This window comes from Aureimonas sp. AU40 (assembly GCF_001463785.1).
Lineage (GTDB): Bacteria > Pseudomonadota > Alphaproteobacteria > Rhizobiales > Rhizobiaceae > Aureimonas.
This window is the reverse complement of sequence record NZ_BBWL01000032.1, coordinates 14,797-41,295: the sequence shown is the minus strand read 5'-3', so window position 1 is coordinate 41,295 and position 26,499 is coordinate 14,797. Positions and strand designations below refer to the sequence as shown.

Below are 26,499 nucleotides of genomic sequence, written 5' to 3'. Positions count from 1 at the left end.
TTCCAGCGCAAAACGAGGGCCAGGGAAAGACTTGATCTCTGCCGCGAGTGGCGCGAGACTTCGCGCCAAAGGCGCGGCAATCGTAGGCTGTACAGGCAGTCAGGACGGCTTAATTTTCACCGCGCTTAGCGTTCGACGCGGTCGCGAGCGAACCCGATTACTAAGAGGTGTGGGCGCGGTCAGCCGGCGAGGCGGCGGGCGTTCAGTTCGCGGCGGCGCTGCACGGAGGAGGGCAGGCCGAGCGCCTCGCGATATTTCGCCACCGTGCGCCGGGCGAGTTCCACGCCTTCCGTCTTCAGCCGCGCGGCGATGTCGTCGTCGGACAGGACAGCGTCCACCGTCTCGGCCGCGATCATCCGCCCGATGCGCAGCTTCACGCTTTCGGCCGAATGCGCGTCGCCGCCGCCCGAGGCCGCGATCGCCACGGTGAAGAAGAACTTCATCTCGAACGTGCCGCGCGGCGTCGCCATGAACTTGCCCGCCGTGACGCGGCTGACCGTCGATTCGTGCAGGCCCAGCGTCTCGGCGATGTCCATCAGCGTCATCGGGCGCAGGCCGGCGATGCCCTGGGCCAGGAACCCGTCCTGCCGCCGGACGATCTCGCCCGCCACCTTCTGGATCGTGCGGGCGCGCTGCTCCAACGAGCGTTGCAGCCAGTTGGCCGATTGCTGGCAATTGGTGAGGAAGCCGCGCTCGTCACCCTTCAAGACCGAGGCGGGGGCGAGGCTGGCCGGCGCGCGCACCGACAGGCGCGGAAAGGCGGCGGGGTTCAGCTCGGCCTGCCAGCCGCCGCCCGAAACATCCTCGCGCACGACGATGTCGGGCGTCACCGGCGCGGCGTCGGGCTCGCCGAGGCCGGCGCCCGGCCGAGGGTCGAGCGTGCGGATCTCAGTCAGCATGTCCGCCACGTCCGACTCGGTTTCGCCGGTCAACCGGGCAAGGGCGGCGAAGTCGCGCCGCGCCAAAAGCGGCAGATGCGCGAGCACGCAGGCGATCACAGGATCGAAGCGGCCGCGCCGGCGCAGTTGGATCGCCAGACATTCCGCCAAGTCCCGCGCGAAAAGGCCGGCCGGCTCGGCCGAGGCCTGGAGCCGTTCGAGAAGCGCTGCCGCCTCGCTCTCGTCCAGTCCGAGTTCGCCCGTGCGCTCGGGCAGACCCTCGGCGAGATAGCCGGCTTCCGTGAGGTCGCAGAACAGGGCTTGCGCAAGCGCCCGCTCGCGCGCGTCGCGGAACGTGTCGCAGATTTCACCGAGCGCATGGTCGCGCAGCGAGCGCGGCCCTTCGCCCAGGCGATCGGTGCCGTCGTCCTCGGCCACAAAGCCGGAAAGAACGAGCCCTTCGCCGGTAAAGGCGAGATCGGGAGCCGCTTTGTCCTCGCCGTCGCCCGTGCGCTCGGCCGCATCCGCGAAGACCTCGGCATTGTCGCTCGCGCCGGTGAGGGGCGTGATGTCGCCGGGCTCGGCTGGGCCGGCGTCGGGCGCGTCCGCACCCTCGCCAAGCGGCGCGGCGCCCGAGCCGGGCTCCAGCTCGATCAGCGGATTGGCCTCGGCCTCGCGCTCCAGAAAGGCCTGGAGCTCGGCGTGTTGAAACTGAAGAAGCCGGATGGATTGGAGAAGCTGCGGCGTCATCACCAGCGACTGGCTTTGACGCATCTGGAGGTTCACGGACAGATTCACGATGCTCCCCTCCCATGCCGCCGGGCCGCGCGTCGTCGGCCCTTCAAGCCTCGCGCAAGCCTCTTTCCATGCCCTGCAGGAGACTGGTCCGCAACTTGCTTGTCAAGGGGAAGGGCGGGCCGTCCTGGCGCTCGGAGACTGTTTGACAACTCGGCGGCGGAGGGCCCCCGAGCGATTTTTTCGACGTTCGCGAGGCGCCAACCGCAGTCGATGCTGGCGGCATCGGCGAGGATTGGCAACGGTCCATACGGACGGGCGAGATAGATTTCTCGCCCTGGGGCGACGGCGGAAAAGCGCCGGTGGACCGACCCGTCCGGGTTGTTAAACAGTCTCTTAGTAAGTGAACTGTTCGCCGAGATAGATGCGACGCACGTCGGCGTCCTCGACGATTTCCTGCGGCGAGCCGTGGGTCAGCACCGCGCCGGCATGCATGATGTAGGCGCGGTCGATCAGGCCCAGCGTCTCGCGCACATTGTGGTCGGTGACGAGCACGCCGATGCCACGCCGGGTGAGATGGCGCACCAGTTCCTGGATGTCGGCCACCGCGATCGGATCGACGCCCGCGAAGGGCTCGTCGAGCAGCATGAAGGTGGGGCGGGAGGCCAGCGCGCGGGCGATTTCGCAGCGCCGCCGCTCGCCGCCCGAAAGCGCCGTGGAGGGCTGCTTGCGCAGATGCGCGATGCGGAACTCCTCCAAAAGCGCGGTGAGCTGGCGCTCGCGCTCGGCCTTGTCGGGCTCCACCATCTCGAGCACGGCGCGAACGTTGTCCTCCACCGAGAGGCCGCGAAAGATCGAGGCTTCCTGCGGGAGATAGCCGATGCCGAGCCGCGCGCGGCGATACATCGGCACCTGCGTGATGTCGTGCCCGTCGAGCTCGATACGCCCTCCATCCACCGGCACGAGCCCGGTGATCATGTAGAAGCAGGTGGTCTTGCCGGCGCCGTTCGGGCCCAGGAGGCCGACGGCCTCGCCCCGCCGCACGGCGACATCGACCGAATCCACGACGCGCCGGCCGCGATAGGTCTTGGTGATGCCGCGCGCCACCAGCGTGCCCTCGGAAGGGTGGCGAAGCGCGGCGGTGGCGGAAAGATCCATGGGGTCGAGCAAGCGTTGTCCGTCCGCGAAAGGGGAATGCCGGAGGGCCGGGGCCATAAGGGGAGACCGCCCTTGCGAGCGGCCTGTCGCGCCCCTGAAGGGCGATTTTGCGGCGGGGGACTAGCGCCCGGCGGCCGGCTGCTGGCCGGCGCCCGGCGACAGCAGCATGCGCACCCGCCCGCCGCCCTGGCCGCCGCCCGGCGCGCCGCCGCAGTCGCGGCTCTGGAGGCGCGCCACGCCGGTTTCCATCTGGATGCGCAGAATGCAGCCCGTCGCGACGTTCTTGCCCTGACTAAGCACGACATTGCCGCTGAGCACGGCGACCTGCGTCGCCATGTCGAAATCGGCCCGGTCGGCGGTCGCCACCTGGTCGACGGACTTGATCGTCACCTTGCCGGTGGCTTCCAGCTTGGAAATGTCGCCCGAGCCGCCCGGCATGTTGGAGCGCGTCGCCGCCGGCTGCGCCTTGGCCCCCGCGGCGCCGTCCTGCTTGCGGACATAGTGGACGAGAAGCTTCTCGGCGTTCATGGAGGTCTGGCCCTGCTGGACGCTGACATCGCCCGAGAAGGTGGCGAGCGACTTGCCGTCGTCGACGTCGAGCTGGTTGGACTCGATGGCGATCGGCTGGTCGCCCTGCACCTGCAGGCCGCCGAAGGAATTGCCGAAGCCCTGCGACTGGGTCTGGGCCAGCGCCGCGCCGGACAGGGCGGCCCCGGACAAGGAGAGCGAGCCGGCCAGGGCCAGGAGCACGGCGCGGGAGCGAAGGGTCGGGGTCATGGGCTGGGCTCGCTGGTGTTGGACGCGGCGGCGGGGGCTTCGGCCCCGTTGGAGGCGGTGGGAAGAAGGGTCAGCTTGACGCGGTCCCGAAACGAAATCTGCTTTCCACGATCGGAGATCACCACGTTGCCCGCTTCCAGGCGCTGATTCGGCGTCGCGATCTCGACCGGGCCGGACCCGGTCAATTGTCCATCCTGAAGCGAAACGTCGGCGCTCGCCAGCTTGATGCGGATGCCGCTCGTGGTTTCCACGGTGATGTCGTCGTAAAGCCGCAGCACTTCGGTGCGCGTGTCGTAGCGCCCCTTGGCCGCGTCGAGCTGGGCCTTGGTGCTGTCGTCCACCGTCAGGTTGGCCCGGACCCGCTCCAGATCGACCCCCGTGCCGCCCAGCGTCTGAATCGCCCGGTCCGCCAGCATGGAATAGGGCCGGTCGCGCCCGTCGACGCCCGACAGGCGCGGGTCGGACATGACGAGGCGCCCGTCCTGGATCGAGGTGGAGGCGAAGGCGAGGTCGCCGGGAATGCTGCGCGCCGCCCAGGTGACCACGAGGCCGGCGGCGACGATCAGCGTCGCAACCGTGGGAAGACCGATCTTCAGCCAGCGCACGAGTCGCGAATGCCGATTCGCGCGGCGGAACTCGCGCTCCCGCCGCGCGCCGCGCGTGGCATCGGGCGCGGCGGCGAAGGCGTGGAGGCGCGGGTCGTCGGCGAAAGGGGGCTGGTCCGGGCTAACCTGCAATGGAGTTCGATTCCTCGCATGGCGCGAAAACGCGCCCGGCCATTGGGGATCGGCCGGGGCGTCCTGCGGTCAATCAACGTATCGCGTCGTATCTATAAGTGATATGGGGTTTTTGCATGGTTAAGCGGCGGCTATCGCACGGCATCGCGCTCGCGAACAAGAATGCCGCCGCGAGCGGTGGCGGCTTGGCAGCGTGCCGCCCGCATGGCATCGCCTTGGGCACAGGCGGCGGGCCTTTCGCGCTCGCCCGGATTGCGAGCGGAGCGGACCCATGGATGCGGACGGCATGATCGATCGGCGGCGCCTGCGCCGCAAGCTCGGCTTCTGGCGGATCGTCGCGCTGCTCGTGGCCGCCGGCGCGGTGCTGGCCCTCACCTATGCCAGCGGCTGGCGCCCCGGGCGTTTGGCCGGTCCCGGCCCCGACCAGATCGCCCGCGTCGAGGTCACCGGCCTCATCACCGAGGATCGCGACCGGCTGGAACTTCTCGAAAAGTTGAAGACCGATCCGCGCGTTCGCGCCGTCATCATACGCGTCAACTCGCCCGGCGGCACCACGGTCGGCGGCGAAACGCTGTTCGAGGCGATTCGCGATCTGGCCGCCGTCAAGCCCGTGGCGGCCGAGGTCGGCACGCTGGCGGCCTCCGCCGGCTACATGGTCGCCATGGCGACGGACCGGGTGGTCGCGCACCAGTCCTCGATCGTCGGCTCCATCGGCGTGATCTTCCAATATGTCGACGCCTCGGTCCTGCTCGGGCGAATCGGCGTGGAGGTCAACGCGGTGAAGTCCTCGCCGCTGAAGGCCGAGCCTTCGCCCTTCGCCCCCGCAGCCCCCGGCGCACGCGAAATGATCGGCCGTCTGGTGAACGATTCCTACGACTGGTTCGTGCGCCTCGTGATGGAGCGGCGCGGCCTGCCGGAGGAGGAGGCGCGGCGCCTGGCCGACGGTTCCGTCTTCACCGGCTCGCAGGGGCTGAACAACAAGCTGGTGGACGCGCTGGGCGGCGAGCGCGAGATCCGGCGCTGGTTGGAAAGCGAGCGCGGCGTGCCGGCCGGCCTCGAGATCGAGGACCGCGAGCCCGAAAAGGACGGCTGGGGCCTCTTCGGCTCCGCCCGCTCGGCCTTGTTCGGACTGTTCGGCCTCGATCCCACGGCCACCGATCTCGTTGAGGCGCTCACCGGATCGGGAGGGCACCTTGACGGCATGGTGTCGCTTTGGCAACCTCCGCGCCACTGAAGGCGAAGTGGCGGGAGGCTCCGCTTTGCGATTGGAAACAAAGGTTTGCGCGGCCGAGGCGCCGCCTGCCCAGACCCAGCAGCCCAGCCTCCCGAGGAGCCCGCGTTGATCAAATCCGAACTCGTGCAGATCATCGCCAGTCGCAATCCGCATCTCTACCAGCGGGATGTCGAGACCATCGTGAACGCGATCTTCGACGAGATCACGCAGGCGCTCTGCGACGGCAACCGCGTGGAACTGCGCGGCTTCGGCGCCTTTTCCGTCAAGAACCGCCCGCCGCGCGCCGGCCGCAACCCGCGCACCGGCGAATCGGTGGAGGTCGAGGAGAAGTGGGTTCCCTTCTTCAAGACGGGCAAGGAACTGCGCGAGCGGCTGAACGGCTGATCGGTGTGAAGCCGAGGGCGGGATCGCTTGGCCGATCCGGCCCCTGGTCGAGCGTACGCCCCAGGGCTAGCCGACCGCACGCGCCGGGCGGATTGACCTCTCCCTCGCGATGCATCATTTGCGGGCCAGCCGCTTGCTTGTTCGGGGCGGCGCCCCATGCTTTCCCAGGGCGTATTCCAAGGTTCGAAGTGGCCACCTGATGATCCTGAAGATTCTTTCCTTCCTCATCCTCGCGCCGCTGGCGGTGCTGCTCGTGGTGTTCTGCGTCGCCAATCGCGAGGCGATCAACGTGTCGTTCGATCCGATCGGCACGCTGCCGCAGTTCGCCTTCCAGGCGCCGCTCTTCGTGCTGCTTCTTTCGGCGCTGATCCTCGGCCTCTTGCTCGGCGGGCTCGGCACCTGGATGACGCAGTCTCACTACCGCGCCAAGGCGGCCAACCGCCGCCGCGAGATCGAGAACCTGCGCCACGAGGTGGACCTGTCGAACGAGCGCCTGCGCCGCCTGCGCGAGGAGCGCGAGCGCGATCTGGCCGCGCAGGCGCAGTCGAGCGCCCCGGCCCTCGCCGCGCCCGGCCATTCCACGCGGGCTCTCGCCAGCCCGTCCGTCGCGGCCTGATCCGTTATACTTCTCAGCGGGGAGGCGGAGCGATCCGCCTCCCCGTTTGCATGAGGGTAAGGTCTTTCAAGCCTCCGCCGGCTCCGTGACGGCGGCCGATGTGTCGCCCGCGACTTGAGCGGCGAAGCAATCGAAAAACTGGTTGGCGAATTTCTTGGCGGTGGAATCCACCAGCCGCCCGCCGAGCTGGGCGATCTTGCCGCCGACCTTGGCGTCCACGTCGTAGCGCAGCACGGTCTCCGCGCCGTCTTCTTCCAGTTCGACATGCGCGCCGCCCGAGGCGAAGCCGGCAATGCCGCCCTTGCCCTCGCCGACGATGGAATAGCGCCTGGGCGCCTCGACATTCTCGATGCGCACGACGCCCGTGAAGGTCGCCTTGACCGGACCGACCTTGGCGACCACGGTGGCCGACATCTCGTTCTCGCCCGTCATCTCCAGGCTCTGGCAGCCCGGGATGCAGCTCTTCAGAACGGCCGGATCGTTCAGCATCGCCCACACGGTCTCGCGCGGCGCGGCCAGCCGATATTCGCCTTTCAGGTCCATGATCATCCTCCCTGGCGCCGCCCCATCTTCGAACGCCCCGTTTGAAGCGGGTGGGTGCGGCCAGACGAAGAATACGCCCGATCCGCCGCTTGCCAAGCGCCGGCGCGCGCTCCACCCTTTCGCGAGCGTTTGCGGAAAAACGCTCCCATGCGCTATGAGCCGGCGATGACGAAGAACAGGACTCCCCGGTCCGGCGCGCCCAAGCGCCCCGGCCGGCCCGCCGGCGCCAAGGGTGCCGGCGCACCAGACGCCAAGCGCCGGCCCGAGCGCCAGGACGGGCGAGACGCGGCGCGAGACCCGGCCAAGTCCGAGGCCGGCCGCGAGCGCCGCTTCGCGTCCAAGCGCCCCGAATCCTCGCAGCGTTCCCAAGCGTCCGATCGCTCCGAAGCGCCCCACCGATCCGAATCGTTCGAGCGGTCCGGCTCCCGCACCGATGCGGCCCGGCATGCCGCCGACGCCGCGCCCGCGCCGCGCCTGTCCACCGAGGAGCTCGGCCGCGAAGGCCGGCGCGACCGCGCGGCGGTGGAATGGCCCATCGGCGAGCGCCCGAGCTTTCGTGCGCCGGTGATCCTCACCGTCGAGCCGGGGGCGGACTATGCGCTTCTGGATTCGGGCGACGGCGAAAAGCTGGAGCGCTACGGCTCGCTCACCATCCGCCGGCCGGAGAACCAGGCGATCTGGCCGCGCCGCGCGGGCGCGGACTGGGAAGGGGCCGACGCGGTCTTCACCGGCGACACCGACGAGGAGGGCACCGGGCGCTGGCGCTTTCCCAAGGACACGCTCGGCGAAACCTGGCCGATGCGCCAGGACGGCATGCCCTATCTCGGCCGCTTCACCTCGTTCCGCCATGTCGGCGTATTTCCCGAGCAGGCCGTCCACTGGCGCTTCATGACCGATCTTGTCGAGAAGGCGGGACGCCCGGTGCGCGTCCTCAATCTCTTCGGCTATACCGGCCTTGCCTCGCTGCTCGCCGCGCGCGCCGGGGCAGAGGTGACGCATGTCGACGCCTCCAAGCGCGCCATCGGCTGGGCGCGCGAAAACGCCGAGCTGGCGGGCTTGGCCGACAAGCCGATCCGCTGGATCTGCGAGGACGCGGTTCGCTATGCCGAGCGCGAGGTGAAGCGCGGCACGCGCTACGACATCGTGCTTCTCGACCCGCCCAAGTTCGGCCGGGGGCCGAAGGGCGAGGTCTGGCAGATTTTCGAGGATCTGCCCTATCTCCTGATGCTGATGCGCCAGCTCCTGTCGGCGGATCCGCTGGCGCTGGTGCTCACCGCCTATTCCATCCGCTCGTCCTTCTATTCGCTGGCCGCCCTGATGGGCGAGCAATGCCGGGGCCTCGGCGGTGCGATCGAATCGGGCGAGCTCGTCATTCGCGAAGCGGGCGACGACGCCCGGCTTCTGTCCACTTCGCTCTTTTCCAGATGGGTGTCCGCTTGAGCCGAGACCGCGACGATGCGCCTTCCGACCCGCCCGTGCGCCGGCCCGACACGGTGGCACCCGGCCGGGTGAAGGAGGTGACGAGCGTTTCCAACCCGATCGTCAAGGATATCCGCAATCTCGCCCTGAAGAAGCATCGCGAGGAGACCGGGCTGTTCCTCGCCGAGGGCTTGAAGCTGGTGCTGGACGCGCTCGACGCCGGCTGGCGCATCGAGACGCTGATCGCGGCCAAGACGCAGCTCCACACCGAGCTTCTGCAGAAGGCCGCCGCGCGCACCGTGGCGCTGGGCGCCGACGTGCTGGAGGCCAGCGACAAGGTGCTGGCCGCCGTCGCCCGGCGCGACAATCCGCAAAGCGCCATCGGCGTGTTCCGCCAGCGCCTGCACCGCACCGACCAGATCGATCTCGGCCGCGACGGGCTGCTCGTCGCGCTCGACCGGGTGCGCGATCCCGGCAATCTCGGCACGATCCTGCGCACGGCCGACGCGGCCGGCGCCAAGGGCGTGGTGCTGATCGGCGAAAGCGTCGATCCCTTCTCGCTGGAGGCCGTGCGCGCCACGATGGGCTCGATCTTCGCCGTGCCGATCGTGCGCATGCGCGAGGAGGAGTTCCTGCGCTGGCGCTCCACCTTCAAGGGTCTGGTGGTCGGCACCCATATGAAGGGCGCGGTGGATTTTCGCGAGCCCGCCTATGGCAAGCGGCCGACCGCGATCGTGATGGGCAACGAGCAGAGCGGCCTGACGGAGGCTCTGGCCGGCGCCTGCGAAACGCTGGTGCGCATTCCGCAGGTCGGCCGGGCCGACAGTCTCAATCTGGCGGTGGCCACCGGGCTGATGATCTTCGAGGCGCGGCGCGGGAGCCTCAAGCTGTGAACCGCCTCGTTCCCAATCTGGCGCTCGTCGCCTTCTTCGCCGCGATCGACCAGATGGTGAAGCTCGCCGTGGTGCGCACGATGGCGCTGGGCGAGTCGATCGAGCTTCTTCCCTTTCTCGCGCTCTACCACGCCCGCAACGAGGGCATCGCCTTTTCCATGCTGGATGGGTTCCACGATGTCGGCCTTGCCGCCATCTCGGTGCTGGTGCTTCTCTTCGTGGTCTGGCTCTGGTGGAACACGGCGCCCGAGCGCAAGCTCACCCATATCGGCTTCGCGCTGATCGCGGGCGGGGCGATCGGAAATCTGATCGACCGGGTGAATCTCGGCTATGTCGTGGACTATATCCTGTTCCACACGCCGGTCTGGAGCTTCGCCGTGTTCAATCTGGCGGACAGTTTCATCACGATCGGCGCGGCGCTGATCCTGATCGACGAGTTCCTTGTGGCGCGCCGGCCCAAGACATCGGACGGGACGGCGGCGAACGATAAGACCTGACGACACCTTCGGGAGAGCTGGCATGGCGGGCGAGTTTCGGGCGATCCGGCTGCAAAAGGGCGAGGGCGGCGAAACGCTGGTCGAGGAGGTCGTGCTCACCCCGGCCGACCTGATGGACGGCGACGTGGACGTGGCGGTCGAGGCCACCACGATCAACTACAAGGACGCGCTCGCGCTGACCGGTCGCTCGCCCGTGGTGCGGCACTGGCCTATGGTGCCGGGCGTCGATCTCGCCGGCACGGTCGCCGCCTCCCGCTCGCCTCTCTGGCGAGAGGGCGATAAGGTGGTGCTGAACGGCTTCGGCCTCGGCGAAACGCATTGGGGCGCCTATACCGGCCTTGCCCGCGTGAAGGCGGACTGGCTCGTGGCTTTGCCGGCGCGCTTCTCGGCGCGGGATGCGATGGGCCTCGGTACAGCCGGCTACACGGCGGCGCTGTCCGTCCTGGCGTTGGAGCGTTTCGGGCTGACGCCCGAGCGCGGCCCGGCTTTGGTGACCGGCGCTTCCGGGGGCGTCGGCTCGGTCGCCGTCGCGCTTCTGGCTCGGCGCGGCTGGCATGTCGTCGCCTCCACCGGCCGCCCGGAGGAGGGCGAGTGGCTGCGCGGGCTGGGGGCCGCCGAGATCATCGAGAGGGGCGAGTTGTCGGGGCCGGGCAAGCCGCTGGCGCGCGAGCGCTGGGCTGCGGCTATCGACAGCGTCGGCTCGCACACGCTCGCCAATCTCCTGTCCATGACGAAGCGGGACGGGGCGGTCGCCGCCTGCGGCCTTGCTGGCGGCATGGACCTGCCGGCAAGTGTCGCGCCCTTCATCCTGCGCGGCGTCGCGCTTCTGGGCATCGATTCCGTCTACGCTCCGCAGGCCGAGCGCCGCCGGGCCTGGGACAGGCTGGCCGAAGATCTCGACCCGAGTCTCCTGGCGGATCTCGTCACCGAGATCGGCTTTGCCGACATCGTGCCCACCGCGCGCCGGCTTCTGGATGGCGGCGTGCGCGGCCGGGTCGTGGTCGCCGATGTCGCGGAGGCGACGCGTGTGGCGGACGGATGAATGTCGCAGAGGCAACAACCGCGTGACCGTTTGCGTCCCACTATGGTTTACGTCATGAAAGAGTCGCGAGCACGGCATATGGCAGTTGCTGTCAGGAACAAGGGCCGGAGGACGATCGAATGGGTGCTTTCAAGCATATCGACGTGACGCAGGCACAACCCGTTCGGCTGCGGCAGCCGTTCGGCGTCCGCATCAAGCTCGGCCGCCCCGCCCCCTTCGATCCGTTGGCTCCCGTGCTCGGTCGCCTCTGCGAGCTGGAGGTGCGCCTAGCGCGCTCGCGCGCCGAGCTGCGCGAGGCACAGCAGCTGCGCTACAGCGTCTTCTACGAGGAGATGAGCGCCAAGCCCACCGCATTCCAGCGGATGACGCGGCGCGACCGCGACGGCTTCGACAAGTTCTGCGACCATCTTCTCGTGATCGACACGACCCGGCCCGCCGGCTCGCGCATCGTCGGCACCTATCGCCTCCTGCGCCAGGAAAAGGCGGCGCTGGCCGGCGGCTTCTACACGGCCGGCGAATTCGAGATCGACGCCCTGGTCGGCCGCCATCCCGGCGCGCGCTTCCTGGAGCTCGGCCGCTCCTGCGTGCTCAAGAGCTATCGCGGCAAGCGCACGGTGGAACTGCTCTGGCAGGGCATCTGGGCCTATGTGAAGCAGCACCGGATCGACGTTCTGTTCGGCTGCGCTTCGCTGAGCGGCACCGATCTCGCCGCGCTGGAGGCCCCGCTCGCCTTTCTGCGCGACCACGCCCCGGCGCCCGAGGAATGGCGCGTCGCGGCGGTTTCGGGTCGGCGCGCCCGCGTCGGCTCCACCGTCGCCTGCCTCGACGCCAAGCGCGCGCTGGGCGGCCTGCCGCCGCTTCTCAAAGGGTATCTGCGCCTCGGCGGCTATGTCGGGGAGGACGCGGTGGTGGATCATCAGTTCGGCACGACCGATGTCTGCGTCGTGGTGCCGGTGAAGAACATCAACCCGCGCTACATCCAGCATTTCGGCGCCGAAGGCACGCGCTTCGCTGCCTGAGGACGCGTCGCGTCGCATGCCGGCATCTCGTATCGCTCGCGGCATGCGGCGCTTCGGCAAAGGGTCTGGCCTCGCCGGTCTGGCGGCGGGGTCGCTCAGCTTCGCTCCGCGCCCTTCTCCTTCGCCCCGTTTCTTTGCCGGCAAATGATCGTGTTCCCGCCTGGGCGTATGCGCGGCCCCAGAGGTGCGAAAGGATGCTGGCGAAGGCGAGACCCGCGTGACGCGTCTTCGGGCCACCGTCACTTTCCTGCAACGCCTTGTAACGCCCCTGTCATCGGCCCGCGCTAGCCCATCCCCCTGAACGCGGCGAGGAAACCATCGCCGGCCGATAGGAGGGGATCGATCCGATGCGTCTTCCGCTAGCCTGCCTCGCCCTGCTCGCCACTCTCGGCTCGGCGCAGGCGGAGTACGTGATCTCCGCCTATGGCGGGTACAACTTCTCCTTCGACAGCACGGTGGACGTCGCCGACGCGCCCTCGACGCGCCGTCTCGACGTCGAGTGGGACGGACGCACCTTCGAGAGCGGTGCGCCCTTCTACGGCGTGCGCGCCACGGCCTGGGCGAACGATCTCGGTCACCCGCATTGGGGCGTGGCGCTGGACTATGCCCATGCCAAGGTCGCCGCCGATCCGCTGCCGATGGGCGTGCGCACGCTCGAATTCACCGACGGGCTCAATCTCCTGACGATCAACGCGCTGTATCGCGCCGATCCGATGGGCCGTGTCACGCCCTATGCCGGGCTCGGCGCGGGCGTCGCCATTCCGCATGTGGAGTATCAGGAAGCGGGAGGCCCACGGACCTTCGAATATCAGGTGACCGGCCCGGCCGTTCAGGCGCTGGCCGGCGCGGACGTGAGCGTGACCGACTTCCTCTCCGTCTTCGGCGAGTACAAGCTGAGCTACAGCCACAACGAGGCGGACCTCAAAGGCGGCGGCTCGCTTGAAACCGACATCCTTACCAATCAGATCGTGCTGGGGGCGAGCTTCCGCTTCGGCGGCTGATCGGCGCGTCTCTCCACGCCGAGCCTGAAGTGAGGGGAGGGCGAAGCCGAGGCCGGCCCGTCCCCCAATTTCGAATGTCTGCGGTCAGTCGACGCGCACGATGGAGCGGGTCGCCATGTCGACGATCACCGGCCGGCCCTCATAGTAGAAATAGCCGTAGTCCTTGGTACCCTCGATGGCGGCAAGCTGCACCTGGGCGGGAACCGAGGCGCCGAGCGTCGGCGCGAGGCGCAGCGACACGTCCGGCACGGGATGGTCCACGGCGAACTGATGGGCATTCACCGGCGGCGCGGTCTGCGCCGAGGCGCCCTGGGCGGCGAATGCGAGGCCGATGGCCAGCACCATGCCCGCCAGACGCGCTCCGTTCCCTGTCTTCATCATTCTCGTACTGCCTTTCACGCGGCGCTGCCCGAGCGCTTGGGTCCGTGCGGTGCATCATAGGGGGCATGACCTGTGATGCCAACGCGGGGCGGGCGGGGAGAGCGCTTGTCGGTCTCGTTGCCCTTGTTCTAGGGCGCGCGCACTGAATGGCGCCTGAACGCGGGGGCTGGCTTGTGGATTTCGGGCGCAAGCCCCGGCGCCCGGCCAGCGCGGCTTTCCCTGCGCGGCGGAAAACCGCTAGTTTGCCGGAATGCTGGACATGATCCGACCCGACCCCGCCGCCCTCCCGAAAGATCCCGCCACGGGCGGCGCGGCCTCGCCCGAGACATTGCCCGAGACGAGGGGCGAGGGCGGCGCGCCGACGCCGATGATGGCGCAGTTCCTGGAGATCAAGTCGCGCCATGCCGACTGCCTCCTGTTCTACCGCATGGGCGATTTCTACGAGCTGTTCTTCGACGACGCGGTGGAGGCCTCCCGCGCGCTCGGCATCACGCTGACGCGGCGCGGCAAGCACGAGGGCGCCGATATTCCGATGGCCGGCGTGCCGGTCGTCTCCTCCGACGACTATCTCGACAAGCTGATCGCCCAAGGCTACCGCGTCGCCGTCTGCGAGCAGGTCGAGGACCCCGCCGAGGCCAAGAAGCGCGGCGGCAAGTCGGTGGTGAAGCGCGAGGTCGTGCGCCTCGTCACCCCCGGCACGATTACCGAGGAAACGCTTCTGGAGCCCGGCCGGCCGAACTTCCTGGCCGCGCTCTCGCGCGTTGGCGGCGAGAGCGGGCAGGTCGCGCTCGGCTGGACCGACCTTTCCACCGGCCAGTTCCGCATCGCCCCGTCCGCGCCCGACCGGATCTTCGCCGACGTGGTGGCCCTGGAGCCGGCCGAGCTGGTGGTGCCCGACGGCTTGCGCGAGGACGAGGCGATGCAGCCGCTCCTGCGCCGGCTGGGGCGCCGCGTGCGCTTCGAGCCGGCGAGCCTGTTCGACGCCGCCACCAGCGCCGAGCGGCTGCAACGCTTCTTCGGCGTCTCGACGCTGGACGGGTTCGGCGCCTTCGGCCGGGCCGAGCTTTCGGTCGGTGCGGCGCTTCTGTCCTATCTCGAACGCACGCAGCTGAAGGCCCGCCCGCCGCTGGAGCGGCCCGAGCGGGTCGAGGCCGGTTCCTTCATGGTGATCGACCCGGCGACGCGGGCGAGCCTCGAGCTTTCGCGCACCGTGTCCGGCCGGCGCCAGGGCTCGCTGCTCGCGACGATCGACCGTTGCGTGACGGGCGCTGGCTCGCGCCTTCTCGCCAGCCGCCTTGCCTGGCCGCTGACCGACCCCGCCGCGATCGCCCGGCGGCAGGACAGCGTCGCCGGCCTCCTGGCCGAGCCCGCGCTCGCCGCCGAGCTTCGCGCCGCGCTCAAGGGCCTGCCCGACACAGAGCGCGCCCTGTCGCGTCTGGCGCTCGACCGGGGCGGACCGCGCGATCTCGGCGCCGTGGCGGAAGGGCTGGAGCGGGCGAGCGTCATGGCCGAGCTTCTGAGCGAGGGGGAGCTGAGCTGGGAGCTGATGGAGGCCGGCCGCGCTCTGGCCGCCCTGCCGCAAGAGCTTCGCTTTCGCCTGCGCGCCACGTTGCGGGACGAGCTGCCGCTGCAGCGGCGCGACGGCGGCTTCATCCGGGCCGGCGCCGATGCCGCGCTGGACGAGGCGCTGGCGCTGCGCGACCATTCCCGGCAGGTCGTGGCCGATCTCCAGGGCCGCTACTGCGCGGAAAGCGGCATCCGCTCCCTGAAGATCCGGCACAACAACGTGCTGGGCTATTTCGTCGAGGTGCCGGAAGCTCACGGCGCCTCGCTGCTTTCGCCCGACAGCGGTTTCTCGCATCGCCAGACGCTCGCTTCTGCTATGCGCTTCACCACGGTGGAGCTCTGCGATCTCGAAACCCGCATCGCCCAGAGCGCGGCGGAGGCGCTGCGCATCGAGCTCGCCTTGTTCGATGCGCTGCGCGGCGAGGTGCTGGCGGCGACCGAGGCGCTGCGCGCGGCGAGCGCGGCGCTGGCGCTGGTGGACGTGACCGCCGCGCTGGCGGACCTCGCCGTGGCGGGCGACTGGGTGCGCCCTGTGGTGGACGCGAGCCTCGCTTTCCAGGTGGAGTGCGGGCGCCATCCCGTGGTGGAGGCGGCGCTGAAGGCGTCCGGCGGCGGCCAGTTCGTCGCCAACGATTGCGATCTTTCGCCGCCCGCCGGCACGGGCGCCAAGCGCGAGGCCGGCGCCATCTGGCTCATCACCGGCCCGAACATGGGCGGCAAGTCCACCTTCCTGCGCCAGAACGCTCTGATCGCCGTGCTGGCGCAGATCGGCTCCTACGTGCCGGCCACCAAGGCCCATATCGGCGTGGTGGACCGCCTGTTCAGCCGCGTCGGCGCCTCGGACGATCTGGCCGAGGGCCGCTCCACCTTCATGGTCGAGATGGTCGAGACGGCGGCGATCCTCAACCAGGCGAGCGAGCGCACGCTCGTGGTGCTGGACGAGATCGGCCGGGGCACGGCGACCTATGACGGGCTCTCCATCGCGTTCGCGGCGGTGGAGCACCTGCACGAGGTGAACCGCTGCCGCGCGCTCTTCGCCACGCATTTCCACGAGATGACAGCGCTCGCCGCGCGGCTGAAGCGCCTCGCCAACGTCACCGTACGGGTGAAGGAATGGGAAGGCGAGGTGATCTTCCTCCACGAGGTGACGGCCGGCGTCGCCGACCGGTCCTACGGCATTCAGGTGGCGCGGCTCGCCGGCCTGCCGCCGGCCGTCCTGGAGCGCGCCCGGCAGGTGCTGACCCAGCTCGAAAAGAGCGAGCAGGGCGAGAAGCGCACCGCCTTCATCGACGATCTACCGCTCTTCGCCGCGCTCAACCGCCGGCCGGCCGAGGCCGAGACGCCCGCCGCGCTGAAGGCATTGGCGGAGGTGGACCCGGACGCGATGAGCCCGCGCGAGGCGCTGGAGGCGCTCTATCGCCTGAAGGCGCTGGCGGTGAAGCCCGCCAAGGGCTGACGCACGAAGGGGCTCGTAGCCGGCTGACCGTTCGCAGGGCTTGGGAACCAGCCATGCGGGAACGCGGGCGCGGCCCGCCGATTCCCTTTTCGACAAGCCGGCCCGGCCGGCGAACGGAAAAGGATGGCACCGCATGTCGAACTTCCCCGCCCAGCATCAGGACAACGAGCCCGGCCTCGAGCACGAGATGAACCCGCGCCCGGACTACGCGCCCCGCTTTCCCGGCTCCGGCCGGCTGGCCGGCAAGGCGGCGGTCATCACCGGCGGCGATTCCGGCATCGGCCGCGCCACGGCCGTCCTCTTCGCGCGCGAGGGGGCCGATGTCGCCATCGTCTATCTCGACGAGGATCGGGACGCCGAGGAAACGAAGCGCCTGATCGAAGCCGAGGGGCGCAAGGCCCTGCTCATCCCGGGCAACGTGCGCTCCAAGAGCTTCTGCAAGCAGGCGGTGGACAAGGCCGCGGCCGAGTTCGGCAAGCTCGACATCCTGGTCAACAACGCTGCCCATCAGGAGGAGGCCGAAGACCTTCGCGACATCAGCGAGGAACAGCTCGCCAAGACCTTCGAGACCAACATCTACGGCTATTTCTACATGACGCAGGCCGCGCTCGACCATCTGAAGCCTGGCTCGGCCATCGTGAACGTGACCTCGGTGAACTCCTACAAGGGCAACGACACGCTGATCGACTATTCCTCCACCAAGGGTGCGATCACGGCATTCACCCGCTCCATGGCCGCCAATCTCGTAGAAAAGGGCATCCGCGTGAACGGCGTCGCGCCCGGGCCGATCTGGACGCCCTTCATCCCCATGTCGATGGACGCCGAGAAGGTCGCGAGCTTCGGTTCCCAGGTGCCGATGAAGCGCGCCGGCCAGCCCAACGAGGTCGCCTCGGCGCTCCTCTTCCTCGCCTCCGAGGACGGGTCCTACTTCACCGGCCAGGTGATGCACCCGAACGGCGGCACGATCGTCGGCGCCTGAGCGGCCTTTTCGCGCGGGCCGGGCCGGGTCGGATGGCAGGGCGAAGCCGTTAAGCTTTTGACATGTCGGGAAATGCACTATAGCGCGAACCACCCGACGAGAAGGCGACGCCATGACTGCGCAACCGATCCTGTCCAGCCGCGAACGGCCGACCCGGTCGGCGCAAGCCCGGCAGGTCGCCTCGTCCCAGACCGATCTGCGCGCGGGCGAGATCGTCGACGGCGAGGCGCTGCGCGCGGCGCTGAAGGTTCTGGACACGGACGAGACGGGCACGGGCGCCAACCGGGCGGAGGCGCGGGCCGAGGTCCTCGCCATTCTCAAGCGCGTCAACGCCGAAGGGCGCAAGGCCGCCGAACGCCTCCTGTTCGAGGATGGCGGCGGTCTTCTCTGCGCGGCGCGCATCTCGCATCTGCAGGACGAGCTGATCCGCGCCGTCCACGACTTCGCCTTGCACCATGTCTTCGGCTCGCCCAACCTTTCGGCGGGCGAGCGCATGGCGATCTGCGCCGTCGGCGGCTATGGGCGCGGCACGCTGGCGCCGGGCTCCGACATCGATCTCCTGTTTCTCCTGCCCTACAAGCAGACCGCGCTGGGCGAGCAGGTCGCCGAATATCTGCTTTATCTCCTCTGGGACCTCGGGCTGAAGGTCGGCCATGCCACGCGCTCGGTGGAGGAGTGCGTGCGCCTTTCGGCCGAGGACTTCACCATCCGCACCGCGCTTCTGGAGCGCCGGCTGATCTGCGGCGACAAGGCCCTGTTCGAGGATCTCGGCCGGCGCTTCGACGCCGAGGTGACGGCGGGAACGGGTCGCGCCTTCATCGCCGCCAAGCTCGCCGAGCGCGACGTGCGCCACCGCAAGTCCGGCGACACGCGCTATCTCGTCGAGCCCAACGTGAAGGAGGGCAAGGGGGGCCTGCGCGACCTGCACACGCTCTTCTGGATCGCCAAGGACCATTACCGCGTCGACACGCGCGAGGAACTGGTGGCGGCCGGTGTCTTCTCCCGGCGCGAGGCGCGCCTGTTCGAGAAGGCCGAGGATTTCCTCTGGGCCGTGCGCTGCCACATGCACTTTCTGACGGGCAAGCCGGAGGAGCGCCTGTCCTTCGACCTTCAGCCCGAGATCGCCTCCCGGCTCGGCTACACGTCCCATCCCGGCCTGACGGATGTCGAGCGCTTCATGAAGCACTACTTCCTGATCGCCAAGGACGTGGGCGATCTCACCGGCATCTTCTGCGCCGCGCTGGAGGAGGAGAACGCCAAGGACGCGCCGGGCCTGCGCGGCCTCGTGCGCTCCTTCCGCCGCCGGGCGCGGCAGATTCCGGGAACGCTGGCCTTCCTCACCGACAATGGCCGCATCACGGTGGCGAACCGCAACGTCTTCACCGACGATCCGGTGAACCTCCTGCGCCTGTTCAAGCTCGCCGCCGTCCACCAGCTGGAATACCACCCGGACGCGCTGAAGCTCGTGCGCCGTTCGCTCCGGCTTCTGGACGGCGCGGTGCGGATCAACCCCGAAGCCAACAGCCTGTTTCTGGACGTGCTGACCGACCGGCACAATCCCGAGCTGCACCTGCGGCGGATGAACGAGGCCGGCGTGCTCGGCCGCTTCATCCCCGAGTTCGGCAAGATCGTGTCGATGATGCAGTTCAACATGTATCATTCCTACACGGTGGACGAGCATCTCTTGCGCACCGTCGCCTGCTTCTCGCGGCTGGAGCATGGCGAGCTGGCGAGCGAACTGCCGATGACCAGCGGTTTCGTGGAGACGATCCGCGACCGCGTTCCGCTCTATGTCGCGCTTCTGCTCCACGACATCGCCAAGGGCCGGCCGGAGGACCATTCCGTGGCCGGCGCCGAAATCGCCGAGGAGCTTTGCCCGCGCCTAGGCCTCGACGGGCGCGAGACCGAGCTCGTCGCCTGGCTGGTGCGCGAGCACCTGACCCTCTCCATGACGGCGCAGCAGCGCGACCTGACGGACCGCAAGACGATCCGCGATTTCGCCGAGCGGGCGCAGACGCTGGATCGGCTGAAGCTCCTCACCCTTCTCACCGTTTGCGACATCCGCGCCGTCGGCCCCGGCGTCTGGAACAACTGGAAGGGCCAGCTCATCCGCACGCTCTATGCCGAGACCGAACTGATGCTGACCGGCGGCTATTCCGAAACGTCGCGCCGCCAGCGCGCCGATTACGGACGGCGCGAACTGGCCGAGCGCCTGAAGGACTGGCCGGAGGAGCGGCGCGCGGCCCGCGTCGACCAGCACTACGACAATTACGTCCTCACCGTGCCGCTGGACGATCAGGTCCGCCATGCCGAGTTCATCGAGGCGGCCGACCGGGACGGGCGGAGCCTTTCCACCGTGGCGCGCACCGACAAGTTCCGCGGCGTCACCGAGATCACGGTGCTCGCTCCCGACCATCCCCGCCTTCTCTCGCTGATCGCGGGTTCCTGCGCGGCGGCCGGCGCCAACATCGCGGACGCGCAGATCTTCACGATGACCGACGGGCGCGCGCTCGACATCGTCACCATCAACCGGGACTTCGCCGAGGATGCCGACGAGCTGCGCCGCGCCGAGCGCATCGCCAAGACTGTGGAGTCGCTGTTGAACGGGCGCGAGGCCATTCCCGCGCTGCTCGCCCGCCGCCGCCCGGCCCGCTCCACCAAGAGCTTCGCCGTGGAGCCGCGCATCGACGTGCGCAACGACCTGTCGAACCGCCTCACCGTGATCGAGGTCGAGGGTCTCGACCGGCCGGGCCTCCTGGCCGATCTCACGGGCGCGATCTCGGACCTGTCGCTCGACATCCGCTCCGCCCACATCACCACCTTCGGGGAAAAGGTGGTGGACGTGTTCTACGTCACCGACCTCCTGGGCCTGAAGATCATCGGCGAGGGCCGGGCGGATCGCATCCGCCGGCGGCTCCTCGCCGTGTTCGACAGCCCGGAGGGCGAATTGTCCTCCGCCACCGCCAAGCCCTCGCCGGTCGCCTTCGGAATCGTTCCTTGAGCCTGTTGAAGAAGTTCGCCACGGTCGGTGGCGCGACGCTGATTTCCCGCGTCTTCGGTTTCACCCGCGAGATGATGATGGCCTCGGCCCTGGGCGTCGGCCCGGTGGCGGATGCGTTCAACCTCGCCTTCCGCTTTCCCAACCTGTTCCGCCGGCTCTTCGCGGAAGGGGCCTTCAACGCCGCCTTCATTCCGCTTTTCGCCCGCTCGCTGGAGGAGGAGGGGGAGGACGGTGCCCGGCGCTTCGCCACCGAGATCTTCTCGACCCTCTTCACCGTGCTTCTCGTCGTTACGATCGCGGCCATGGTCTTCATGCCGGCCCTGGTGAAGACGATCATCGCGCCGGGTCTTGCCGCCTGCATCGACGATCCGCAGACGCTCGGCCAGCAGATCAGCTGCGAGGATCGCTACGCGATCACGGTCGCCTTCTCGCGCATCATGTTCCCCTATCTCGCCTGCATGTCGATGATGGCGATGGTGTCGGGCATTCTCAACGCCTTTCGCCGTTTCTTCGCCGCCGCCGCCGCGCCGACCATCCTCAACTTCGCGCTGATCGGCGTTCTGGCCTGGTGTTGGTGGCAGGGCTCGAGCCAGCAGACGATCGGCTTCCTGATGAGCTGGGGCGTCCTGTTCGCGGGCGTCGCGCAGCTTCTCATGGTGACGGTGGCCATGCGCATGGCCGGCTTCTCCGTCGCGCTGCACCGGCCGCGCTGGACGCCGGCGCTCAAGCGCCTCCTGATTCTGGCCGGCCCCGCCGCGCTGATCGGCGGCATCACGCAGATCAATCTCTTCGTCGGGCAGGCCATCGCCTCCTACAAGCCGGGCGCCGTGTCGATCCTGCAATATGCCGACCGGCCCTATCAGCTGCCGCTCGGCATGGTCGGCGTCGCCATCGGCGTCGTGCTCCTGCCCGAGCTCGCCCGCGCGCTGAAGGCCGGCCGCGCCGAGGAGGCGCAGCACACGCAGAACCGCTCGCTGGAATTCGCCCTCTTCCTCACCGTGCCGGCGGCAATCGCGCTCTATGTCATGCCCGAGCCGATCATCCGCCTGATCTACGAGCGCGGCGCCTTCCTGCCGGAGACGACGCACGAGGTCGCCGCCGTGCTCGGCCTCTACGCGCTCGGTCTGCCCGCCTTCGTGCTCATCAAGGTCTTCACGCCGGGCTATTTCGCACGCGAGAACACGCGCGTGCCGATGATCGTGACGGGCCTTTCGGCGCTCGCCAACACGATCCTCTCCTTCGTGCTCTTCTGGTTCTATGCCGAGCAGGGCATTGCCCTCGCCACCACTCTCGCCGGTTGGCTGAACGCCTGGCTCCTGTTCGAGGGCCTGCGCCGCCAGGGTCTCTGGCATGTCGACACCGCGCTGGTGAAGCGCTCGTTGCTCGTGGTCCTGTCGGCAGCGGCCATGGGCGGCGTGGTGCTGGTGATGATGCGCCAGCTCTCGCCCTATCTCGCCACCGGCGCCGGGGCCCACATCCAGGGGCCGGCGATCCTCGCCATCGTCGCCGTTTCGATGGTGGTCTATTTCGGCTTGGCGCTCGCCACCGGAGCGGCGGACCGCGCCATGGTGCGCAATCTTCTGAAGGGCCGGCGCTCCAAGCGTGCCTGAAGCACCGACCTCTCGCTCAGGTTCTTAGTCGCGAAGCTCGGCGGGCACCTGTCCGCCGTTCTCGGCGAGCTTCTTCATCACTGCCTTGTGCAGCCAAGTGTTCATCGCCGCCGAGTCGCCGGTGTCGCCGGTATAGTGCAGCTCCTCCGCCAATTCCTTGCGGGCGCTGAGGCTGGAGTCGATGTCGAGCAGCTTCAGGAGATCGACGATCGAATGGCGCCAGTCGAGCGGCTGGCCGGCCGCCTTGGCCTTGCCCTCCAGGATCGCCGCGACATCCACCGAAGCGCTCGGCGCCTGCGAGGTACCGGCGCCGGCGCCAGCGCCGGCCGGCGCGGTGGCGGGAGCGGCCGACGTGGCGGGCGCTGAAGCCGGAGCGGCGGGGGCCGAAGAGGGGGCAGGCTGCGGGGCAGCCGGCGCGCCGCCCGTGGAGGCCGAGGCGCCGCCGGCCGGCGCCGGGCTCGGGGCGGCAGGGGCGGGCGCTGGTTCGGCGGCCTCGGCGCTGCCGAAGATCTTGTCCCGGATGCGATCGAAAAAGCCCATGTCGTCTCTCCTGCTGAAAATGGGGGCCTCGGGCGGGTCTCCCCGCGCCGGGCATGCAAGGGAAGACGCGATGCCGCAGCCCTTGGTTCCGCCGAAACCCCGTCTCGGCCGAGCCTTGGAGATTGTTTGACACCTCGGCGGGGGAGGCCCGCTGAGTGATCTTGCTACGATCGTGAGACGCCAAGTGCAGTCGAGGCTGATGCCTTGGCTTGCCTATTCGCGGCGAGGTGACCGGGCAAGAGACTGAGGGCAATTGACCCCAACCGGTTCCGTCCCGGCTTCTGCGCCCAACCCCAGCGCCCTATCGGCCGGGCCCGCGCGGCGCGCGGCGCTTGCGGGCGGAGCTTCGCTTCGCCATAAGCGCGGCCAACGGGCCGGCGCTTGGCCCCCTTGTCTGCGGAGCTTTGCCCATGGCCGATTTCAAGCCTCTCGTCTTTTCCGGCATCCAACCGACCGGCAATCTCCATCTCGGCAACTATCTCGGCGCCATCCAGAAATTCGTCGCCCTGCAGGAAACACAGGACTGCCTCTTCTGCGTCGTGGATCTTCATGCCCTGACCGCGCAGCTGGTGCAGGACGATCTCGCCCAGCAGACGCGCGAGATCGCCGCTGCCTATCTCGCCGCCGGCATCGACCCCAAGCGTCACATCGTCTTCAACCAGAGCGCCGTCGCCGGCCATGCCGAACTCGCCTGGGTGTTCAACTGCGTCGCCCGCATCGGCTGGATGACGCGCATGACCCAGTTCAAGGACAAGGCCGGCAAGGACCGCGAGAACGCCTCGCTCGGCCTGCTCGCCTATCCCAGCCTCATGGCCGCCGATATCCTGCTCTACCGCGCCACCCACGTGCCCGTGGGTGACGACCAGAAGCAGCATCTCGAACTCACCCGCGACATCGCCACCAAGTTCAACCACGACTTCTCCGCCCGCATCGAGGCGCAGGGCCTAGGCGTGCCCATGGCCATGGGCGAGCAGACCGTGAACGGCTATTTCCCGCTCGCCGAACCCCTGATCGAAGGGCCGGCGACGCGCGTCATGAGCCTCAAGGACGGCTCCAAGAAAATGTCGAAGTCGGACCCGTCCGACCTTTCGCGCATCAACCTCACCGACGACGGCGAGACCATCGCCCGCAAGATCCGCAAGGCCAAGACCGACCCGGACGCGCTGCCCTCCGAAGTCCCCGGTCTCGCCGGCCGGCCGGAGGCCGACAATCTCGTCGGCATCTATGCCGCCCTCACGGATCGGTCCAAGGCCGATATCCTCGCCGAGTTCGGCGGCCGGCCCTTCTCCGAGTTCAAGCCCGCGCTCGCCGACCTCGCCGTCGACAAGCTCGCCCCCATCGCCGGCGAAATGCGCCGCATCCTCGCCGACCCTGCCGAGATCGACCGCGTCCTCAAGGACGGTGCCGACTGCGCCCGCGCCATCGCCGACCGGACGCTCGCCGACGTCAAGTCCATCCTCGGCCTGCTGGGCTGAGCGGGGCGGAAGCGGGATCGGCGGGGGCGCTGCCCCCGCACCCCTGCCAGGGGAAATGATTTCCCCTGGACCCCTCTTTCTCTTGGATTGTGTCCCTGATCCGGAAGGGCCGCCGGCCCTTCAGGATCAGGGAAAAGGTCCCAAAAGAAAGGAAGGGTCCGGGAAGTCATTCCCGGACGGGGCTCGGGGCGGTAGCCCCGCCCATCTCCCGCATCCGCCCGGCTTGCCGGCCGGCGGCGGGGCTGGCATGGTCGCGCCATGGTATCCAAGCGACTCGGGCGTGACGCGGGCGGGCGGCGCAAATTTCTGGCGATCATCGACGAGACGCCCGAATGCGGGCGGGCGGCGGCCTATGCGGCGCGGCGCGCCAAGGCCAGCGGCGGCGCGGCGGTGTTTCTCTATGTGATCGACGCGGCGGACTTCACCCAATGGCTGGGCGTCGGCGACATCATGCGCGCCGAAGCGCAGGAAGAGGCGGAAACGCGCCTGTCGCGGGTGGCGGAGGAGGTCCGCACCGAGGTCGGCATCGAGCCCGAGACGATCCTGCGCGAGGGGCAGACGGCGGACGAGATCCGCGCCCTGATCGAGGCGGACCGCGAGATCGCGATCCTGGTTCTGGCGGCGGGCGAGGCGGCGGACGGGCCGGGGCCGCTGGTCTCGGCCGTTGCGGGCTCGGCCTCGGCTTTCCCGATTCCGGTGACGATCGTGCCGGCGACGCTGACCGACGAGGAAATCGAAAGCCTCTGCTGAGAAGCGAGAAGCGGGCGCAGTCGCCCTTCGCCTAGTTGCTTTGTGCCTCGATGATCTCGGCCCGCGCGGCGAAGGTGCCGTGCGTCTGCGGCTTGACGAAGAGCGTGGTGATCTCGGGGTGTTCGGCCTGGATGGCTGTTTCGATGCGGCGCACGCAGGCTTCGATCTCGGGCGCGGTGAGCGCGTCCTCGAACTCGGCGCTGAGGGCGGCGACGATCTGGGTCGGGCCGAGATGCACGGTGACGACGCCGTTGGCGTTGTGGATGCCGGGGTCGCGCTCGGCAATGGCGAGGATGGCGGCCTGCGTGGCGGGCGCGGCTGCCTCGCCGATCAGAAGCCCCTTGCTTTCGCGCGCCAGGAACAGGGCGGTGGCGGCGAGGACGAGGCCGATGCCCACCGAGGCGGCGCCGTCGAGCCAGGGCATGTCGAGAAGCTGCGAAAGAAGAATGCCGGTGAAGGCGATGGCGAGGCCGATCAGCGCCGCGCTGTCCTCGAACAGGACCGTGAAGGTGGTGGGGTCCTTGGAGCGCTTCACCGCCTCGATATAGCCGAGCCGGCCCTTGGTGACGCGGAACTCCTTGAGCGCCACGAACCAGGAGAAGCCTTCGAACAGGAAGGACAGGCCGAGCACGATATAGTTGACCATCGGGTTTTCGATCGGCTCGGGCGCCAGCATGTGCTGAACACCCTCGTAGATCGAGACGCCCGCGCCGAGCGCGAAGACCAGAAGCGCGACGATGAAGGTCCAGAAATAGAGCTCGCGCCCGTGGCCGAGCGGATGCGTGCGGTCGGCGGGCCGGGCGGCGCGGCTGAGGCCGTAGAGGAGCAGCAGCTCGTTGCCGGTGTCCACCAGCGAATGGACGCCCTCGCTGACCATGGCCGAGGAGCCGGTGAAGCCGGCGGCGATGAACTTGGTGACGGCGATCAGGAAATTGCCGGCGAGCGCGGCGTAGATGACCACCTTCGATCCCGACGAGGCGCCGGATGGCGATGCTCCCGAATGTGACGCCATGTCGGCCCTGTCCCCCTGTTCGACCCCCGCCTGTGTCGGGGAAAGGCGAGATGAGGCGGCTTCGTTGCGTGGCATCCGCAAAAGAGGCCGGTTCGGTGGACGGTGCGGACAGGCCCGCGCGCTTGCGGCGCGGGGCGTGGGGGCTTATCTCCAGGACAACGCTTGCTCTTTGCCCCGTTTCTCCCAGATCGGACGCCCGCCATGTTCATCCAGACCGAATCCACGCCCAATCCGCAGACCTTGAAGTTCCTGCCCGGCCGGGTGGTTCTGGAAAACGGCACGGCCGAGTTCCTGGAGCCGGCCGAGGCGGGGGCGCGCTCGCGGCTCGCCGGGAAGCTCATGGCGGTCAGCGGCGTCACCGCCGTCTTCTTCGGCTACGACTTCATCACCGTGACCAAGGACGCGACGGACTGGGCCCATCTCAAGCCCGCCATCCTTGCCGCGATCATGGAGCATTTTCTGTCGGGCGAGCCGGTCATGGCGCCGACGGCGGCCGGCGGCGCGCTGGCGTCGGACTCGGGCGAGGAGTTCTTCGAGGAGGGCGACGAGGCCGTCGTCTCCACGATCAAGGAACTGCTCGACACGCGGGTCCGCCCGGCCGTGGCGCAGGACGGCGGCGACATCACCTTCCGCGGCTTCCGCGACGGCGTGGTGTTCCTCAACATGCGCGGCTCCTGCGCGGGCTGCCCGTCCTCCACCGCCACGCTGAAGCACGGGATCGAGAACCTGCTGCGCCATTTCGTGCCGGAAGTCGAAGCCGTGGAAGCGATGGAAGCGGCCTGATCCGAGGCCATCG

Annotated in this window: 24 protein-coding genes; 16 read left to right on the top strand and 8 right to left on the bottom strand. The window is 68.9% G+C overall.

Annotated elements, in window-relative coordinates; all coding sequences use genetic code 11:
- Nucleotides 1–179 precede the first annotated feature (179 nt).
- From rpoN to lptC, 4 genes are all read right to left on the bottom strand, one after another.
- Nucleotides 180–1,676 (bottom strand): RNA polymerase factor sigma-54, encoded by a 1,497-nt coding sequence (gene rpoN, locus AUL32_RS10810; RefSeq protein ID WP_062114709.1) that lies wholly within the window; start codon nt 1,674–1,676, stop codon nt 180–182.
- A 333-nt stretch (nt 1,677–2,009) separates the two neighbouring features.
- Nucleotides 2,010–2,771, bottom strand: a complete 762-nt coding sequence (gene lptB / locus AUL32_RS10805; protein ID WP_062114745.1) for an LPS export ABC transporter ATP-binding protein — start codon at nt 2,769–2,771, stop codon at nt 2,010–2,012.
- A 120-nt stretch (nt 2,772–2,891) separates the two neighbouring features.
- On the bottom strand, nt 2,892–3,548 hold the full coding sequence (locus tag AUL32_RS10800; protein ID WP_062114705.1) for an LptA/OstA family protein: 657 nt from the start codon (nt 3,546–3,548) through the stop codon (nt 2,892–2,894).
- Nucleotides 3,545–4,285 carry an LPS export ABC transporter periplasmic protein LptC gene (lptC, locus tag AUL32_RS10795; RefSeq protein ID WP_062114701.1) on the bottom strand — a complete coding sequence of 247 codons (741 nt, stop codon included), beginning with the start codon at nt 4,283–4,285 and terminating at the stop codon, nt 3,545–3,547. The genes AUL32_RS10800 and lptC overlap by 4 nt, the downstream gene beginning before the upstream one ends.
- Nucleotides 4,286–4,556: 271 nt before the next feature.
- On the opposite strand from lptC, the gene sppA reads away from it, so the two are divergent.
- The 3 genes from sppA to AUL32_RS10780 all read left to right on the top strand — a co-directional run bounded on the left by sppA (nt 4,557) and on the right by AUL32_RS10780 (nt 6,519).
- Nucleotides 4,557–5,519 (top strand): signal peptide peptidase SppA, encoded by a 963-nt coding sequence (gene sppA, locus AUL32_RS10790; protein ID WP_062114698.1) that lies wholly within the window; start codon nt 4,557–4,559, stop codon nt 5,517–5,519.
- Between the two features lie 105 nt (nt 5,520–5,624).
- Nucleotides 5,625–5,903: an integration host factor subunit beta gene (locus tag AUL32_RS10785; RefSeq protein WP_061972953.1), complete on the top strand. Its 279-nt coding sequence runs from the start codon at nt 5,625–5,627 to the stop codon at nt 5,901–5,903.
- A gap of 199 nt (nt 5,904–6,102) precedes the next feature.
- Nucleotides 6,103–6,519: a lipopolysaccharide assembly protein LapA domain-containing protein gene (locus AUL32_RS10780; protein ID WP_062114695.1), complete on the top strand. Its 417-nt coding sequence runs from the start codon at nt 6,103–6,105 to the stop codon at nt 6,517–6,519.
- Nucleotides 6,520–6,585: 66 nt separating this feature from the next.
- Here AUL32_RS10780 and AUL32_RS10775 read toward each other — a convergent pair whose 3' ends face one another.
- A complete protein-coding gene (locus AUL32_RS10775) occupies nt 6,586–7,062 on the bottom strand; it encodes a CoxG family protein (protein WP_062114743.1) in 477 nt (158 codons plus the stop codon).
- Between the two features lie 165 nt (nt 7,063–7,227).
- Between AUL32_RS10775 and AUL32_RS10770 the strand changes: the two genes are divergently transcribed.
- From AUL32_RS10770 to AUL32_RS10745, 6 genes are all read left to right on the top strand, one after another.
- On the top strand, nt 7,228–8,502 hold the full coding sequence (locus AUL32_RS10770; protein WP_244497812.1) for a class I SAM-dependent methyltransferase: 1,275 nt from the start codon (nt 7,228–7,230) through the stop codon (nt 8,500–8,502).
- Nucleotides 8,499–9,374, top strand: a complete 876-nt coding sequence (locus AUL32_RS10765) for a TrmH family RNA methyltransferase (RefSeq protein WP_082659542.1) — start codon at nt 8,499–8,501, stop codon at nt 9,372–9,374. The genes AUL32_RS10770 and AUL32_RS10765 overlap by 4 nt, the downstream gene beginning before the upstream one ends.
- Nucleotides 9,371–9,871, top strand: coding sequence for a signal peptidase II (gene lspA / locus AUL32_RS10760; RefSeq protein ID WP_061972948.1), 501 nt, complete (start codon nt 9,371–9,373; stop codon nt 9,869–9,871). Before AUL32_RS10765 ends, lspA begins: the two co-directional genes overlap by 4 nt.
- A gap of 22 nt (nt 9,872–9,893) precedes the next feature.
- Complete coding sequence (acuI, locus tag AUL32_RS10755) at nt 9,894–10,913, top strand: acrylyl-CoA reductase (NADPH) (protein ID WP_062114689.1); 1,020 nt, start codon at nt 9,894–9,896, stop codon at nt 10,911–10,913.
- A gap of 119 nt (nt 10,914–11,032) precedes the next feature.
- A complete protein-coding gene (locus AUL32_RS10750; RefSeq protein WP_062114687.1) occupies nt 11,033–11,932 on the top strand; it encodes a GNAT family N-acetyltransferase in 900 nt (299 codons plus the stop codon).
- 347 nt (nt 11,933–12,279) lie between these two features.
- A complete protein-coding gene (locus AUL32_RS10745; RefSeq protein ID WP_062114684.1) occupies nt 12,280–12,933 on the top strand; it encodes an outer membrane protein in 654 nt (217 codons plus the stop codon).
- Between the two features lie 84 nt (nt 12,934–13,017).
- Here AUL32_RS10745 and AUL32_RS10740 read toward each other — a convergent pair whose 3' ends face one another.
- Nucleotides 13,018–13,314 (bottom strand): DUF1236 domain-containing protein, encoded by a 297-nt coding sequence (locus tag AUL32_RS10740; protein ID WP_061972943.1) that lies wholly within the window; start codon nt 13,312–13,314, stop codon nt 13,018–13,020.
- A 250-nt stretch (nt 13,315–13,564) separates the two neighbouring features.
- Between AUL32_RS10740 and mutS the strand changes: the two genes are divergently transcribed.
- The 4 genes from mutS (at nt 13,565) to murJ (ending at nt 21,926) form a co-directional block, all read left to right on the top strand.
- Nucleotides 13,565–16,336 (top strand): DNA mismatch repair protein MutS, encoded by a 2,772-nt coding sequence (gene mutS / locus AUL32_RS10735; RefSeq protein WP_082659530.1) that lies wholly within the window; start codon nt 13,565–13,567, stop codon nt 16,334–16,336.
- A 133-nt stretch (nt 16,337–16,469) separates the two neighbouring features.
- The gene (locus AUL32_RS10730; protein ID WP_062114682.1) at nt 16,470–17,315 is read left to right on the top strand and encodes an SDR family oxidoreductase; all 846 of its coding nucleotides are present in this window, start codon (nt 16,470–16,472) and stop codon (nt 17,313–17,315) included.
- 112 nt (nt 17,316–17,427) lie between these two features.
- Complete coding sequence (locus tag AUL32_RS10725) at nt 17,428–20,316, top strand: [protein-PII] uridylyltransferase (RefSeq protein ID WP_062114679.1); 2,889 nt, start codon at nt 17,428–17,430, stop codon at nt 20,314–20,316.
- Nucleotides 20,313–21,926 (top strand): murein biosynthesis integral membrane protein MurJ, encoded by a 1,614-nt coding sequence (gene murJ, locus AUL32_RS10720; RefSeq protein ID WP_062114676.1) that lies wholly within the window; start codon nt 20,313–20,315, stop codon nt 21,924–21,926. The genes AUL32_RS10725 and murJ overlap by 4 nt, the downstream gene beginning before the upstream one ends.
- A 24-nt stretch (nt 21,927–21,950) precedes the next feature.
- Here murJ and AUL32_RS10715 read toward each other — a convergent pair whose 3' ends face one another.
- Nucleotides 21,951–22,466, bottom strand: a complete 516-nt coding sequence (locus AUL32_RS10715; protein WP_062114673.1) for a DUF3597 domain-containing protein — start codon at nt 22,464–22,466, stop codon at nt 21,951–21,953.
- Nucleotides 22,467–22,876: 410 nt separating this feature from the next.
- Here AUL32_RS10715 and trpS point away from each other — a divergent pair, with 410 nt between their 5' ends.
- Together trpS and AUL32_RS10705 are read left to right on the top strand one after the other, a co-directional pair.
- Nucleotides 22,877–23,941: a tryptophan--tRNA ligase gene (gene trpS / locus AUL32_RS10710; protein WP_062114670.1), complete on the top strand. Its 1,065-nt coding sequence runs from the start codon at nt 22,877–22,879 to the stop codon at nt 23,939–23,941.
- 258 nt (nt 23,942–24,199) lie between these two features.
- Nucleotides 24,200–24,691, top strand: a complete 492-nt coding sequence (locus tag AUL32_RS10705; RefSeq protein WP_061972934.1) for a universal stress protein — start codon at nt 24,200–24,202, stop codon at nt 24,689–24,691.
- A 31-nt stretch (nt 24,692–24,722) separates the two neighbouring features.
- Here AUL32_RS10705 and AUL32_RS10700 read toward each other — a convergent pair whose 3' ends face one another.
- Nucleotides 24,723–25,703, bottom strand: coding sequence for a cation diffusion facilitator family transporter (locus tag AUL32_RS10700; protein WP_062114667.1), 981 nt, complete (start codon nt 25,701–25,703; stop codon nt 24,723–24,725).
- Between the two features lie 201 nt (nt 25,704–25,904).
- Here AUL32_RS10700 and AUL32_RS10695 point away from each other — a divergent pair, with 201 nt between their 5' ends.
- Nucleotides 25,905–26,486 carry a NifU family protein gene (locus AUL32_RS10695; protein ID WP_061972931.1) on the top strand — a complete coding sequence of 194 codons (582 nt, stop codon included), beginning with the start codon at nt 25,905–25,907 and terminating at the stop codon, nt 26,484–26,486.
- Nucleotides 26,487–26,499 lie beyond the last annotated feature (13 nt).

Bases quoted from the DNA above. Each gene is read 5' to 3' on its own strand.
- AUL32_RS10695 (WP_061972931.1), top strand. From the start codon at position 25,905: ATGTTCATCCAGACCGAATCCACGCCCAATCCGCAGACCTTGAAGTTC.
- AUL32_RS10725 (WP_062114679.1), top strand. From the start codon at position 17,428: ATGACTGCGCAACCGATCCTGTCCAGCCGCGAACGGCCGACCCGGTCG.
- AUL32_RS10745 (WP_062114684.1), top strand. From the start codon at position 12,280: ATGCGTCTTCCGCTAGCCTGCCTCGCCCTGCTCGCCACTCTCGGCTCG.
- AUL32_RS10730 (WP_062114682.1), top strand. From the start codon at position 16,470: ATGTCGAACTTCCCCGCCCAGCATCAGGACAACGAGCCCGGCCTCGAG.
- lptB (WP_062114745.1), bottom strand. From the start codon at position 2,771: ATGGATCTTTCCGCCACCGCCGCGCTTCGCCACCCTTCCGAGGGCACG.
- AUL32_RS10750 (WP_062114687.1), top strand. From the start codon at position 11,033: ATGGGTGCTTTCAAGCATATCGACGTGACGCAGGCACAACCCGTTCGG.
- mutS (WP_082659530.1), top strand. From the start codon at position 13,565: ATGCTGGACATGATCCGACCCGACCCCGCCGCCCTCCCGAAAGATCCC.
- AUL32_RS10700 (WP_062114667.1), bottom strand. From the start codon at position 25,703: ATGGCGTCACATTCGGGAGCATCGCCATCCGGCGCCTCGTCGGGATCG.
- AUL32_RS10780 (WP_062114695.1), top strand. From the start codon at position 6,103: ATGATCCTGAAGATTCTTTCCTTCCTCATCCTCGCGCCGCTGGCGGTG.
- acuI (WP_062114689.1), top strand. From the start codon at position 9,894: ATGGCGGGCGAGTTTCGGGCGATCCGGCTGCAAAAGGGCGAGGGCGGC.
- AUL32_RS10715 (WP_062114673.1), bottom strand. From the start codon at position 22,466: ATGGGCTTTTTCGATCGCATCCGGGACAAGATCTTCGGCAGCGCCGAG.
- AUL32_RS10770 (WP_244497812.1), top strand. From the start codon at position 7,228: ATGACGAAGAACAGGACTCCCCGGTCCGGCGCGCCCAAGCGCCCCGGC.
- sppA (WP_062114698.1), top strand. From the start codon at position 4,557: ATGGATGCGGACGGCATGATCGATCGGCGGCGCCTGCGCCGCAAGCTC.
- AUL32_RS10705 (WP_061972934.1), top strand. From the start codon at position 24,200: ATGGTATCCAAGCGACTCGGGCGTGACGCGGGCGGGCGGCGCAAATTT.
- AUL32_RS10740 (WP_061972943.1), bottom strand. From the start codon at position 13,314: ATGATGAAGACAGGGAACGGAGCGCGTCTGGCGGGCATGGTGCTGGCC.
- AUL32_RS10775 (WP_062114743.1), bottom strand. From the start codon at position 7,062: ATGGACCTGAAAGGCGAATATCGGCTGGCCGCGCCGCGCGAGACCGTG.
- AUL32_RS10800 (WP_062114705.1), bottom strand. From the start codon at position 3,548: ATGACCCCGACCCTTCGCTCCCGCGCCGTGCTCCTGGCCCTGGCCGGC.
- trpS (WP_062114670.1), top strand. From the start codon at position 22,877: ATGGCCGATTTCAAGCCTCTCGTCTTTTCCGGCATCCAACCGACCGGC.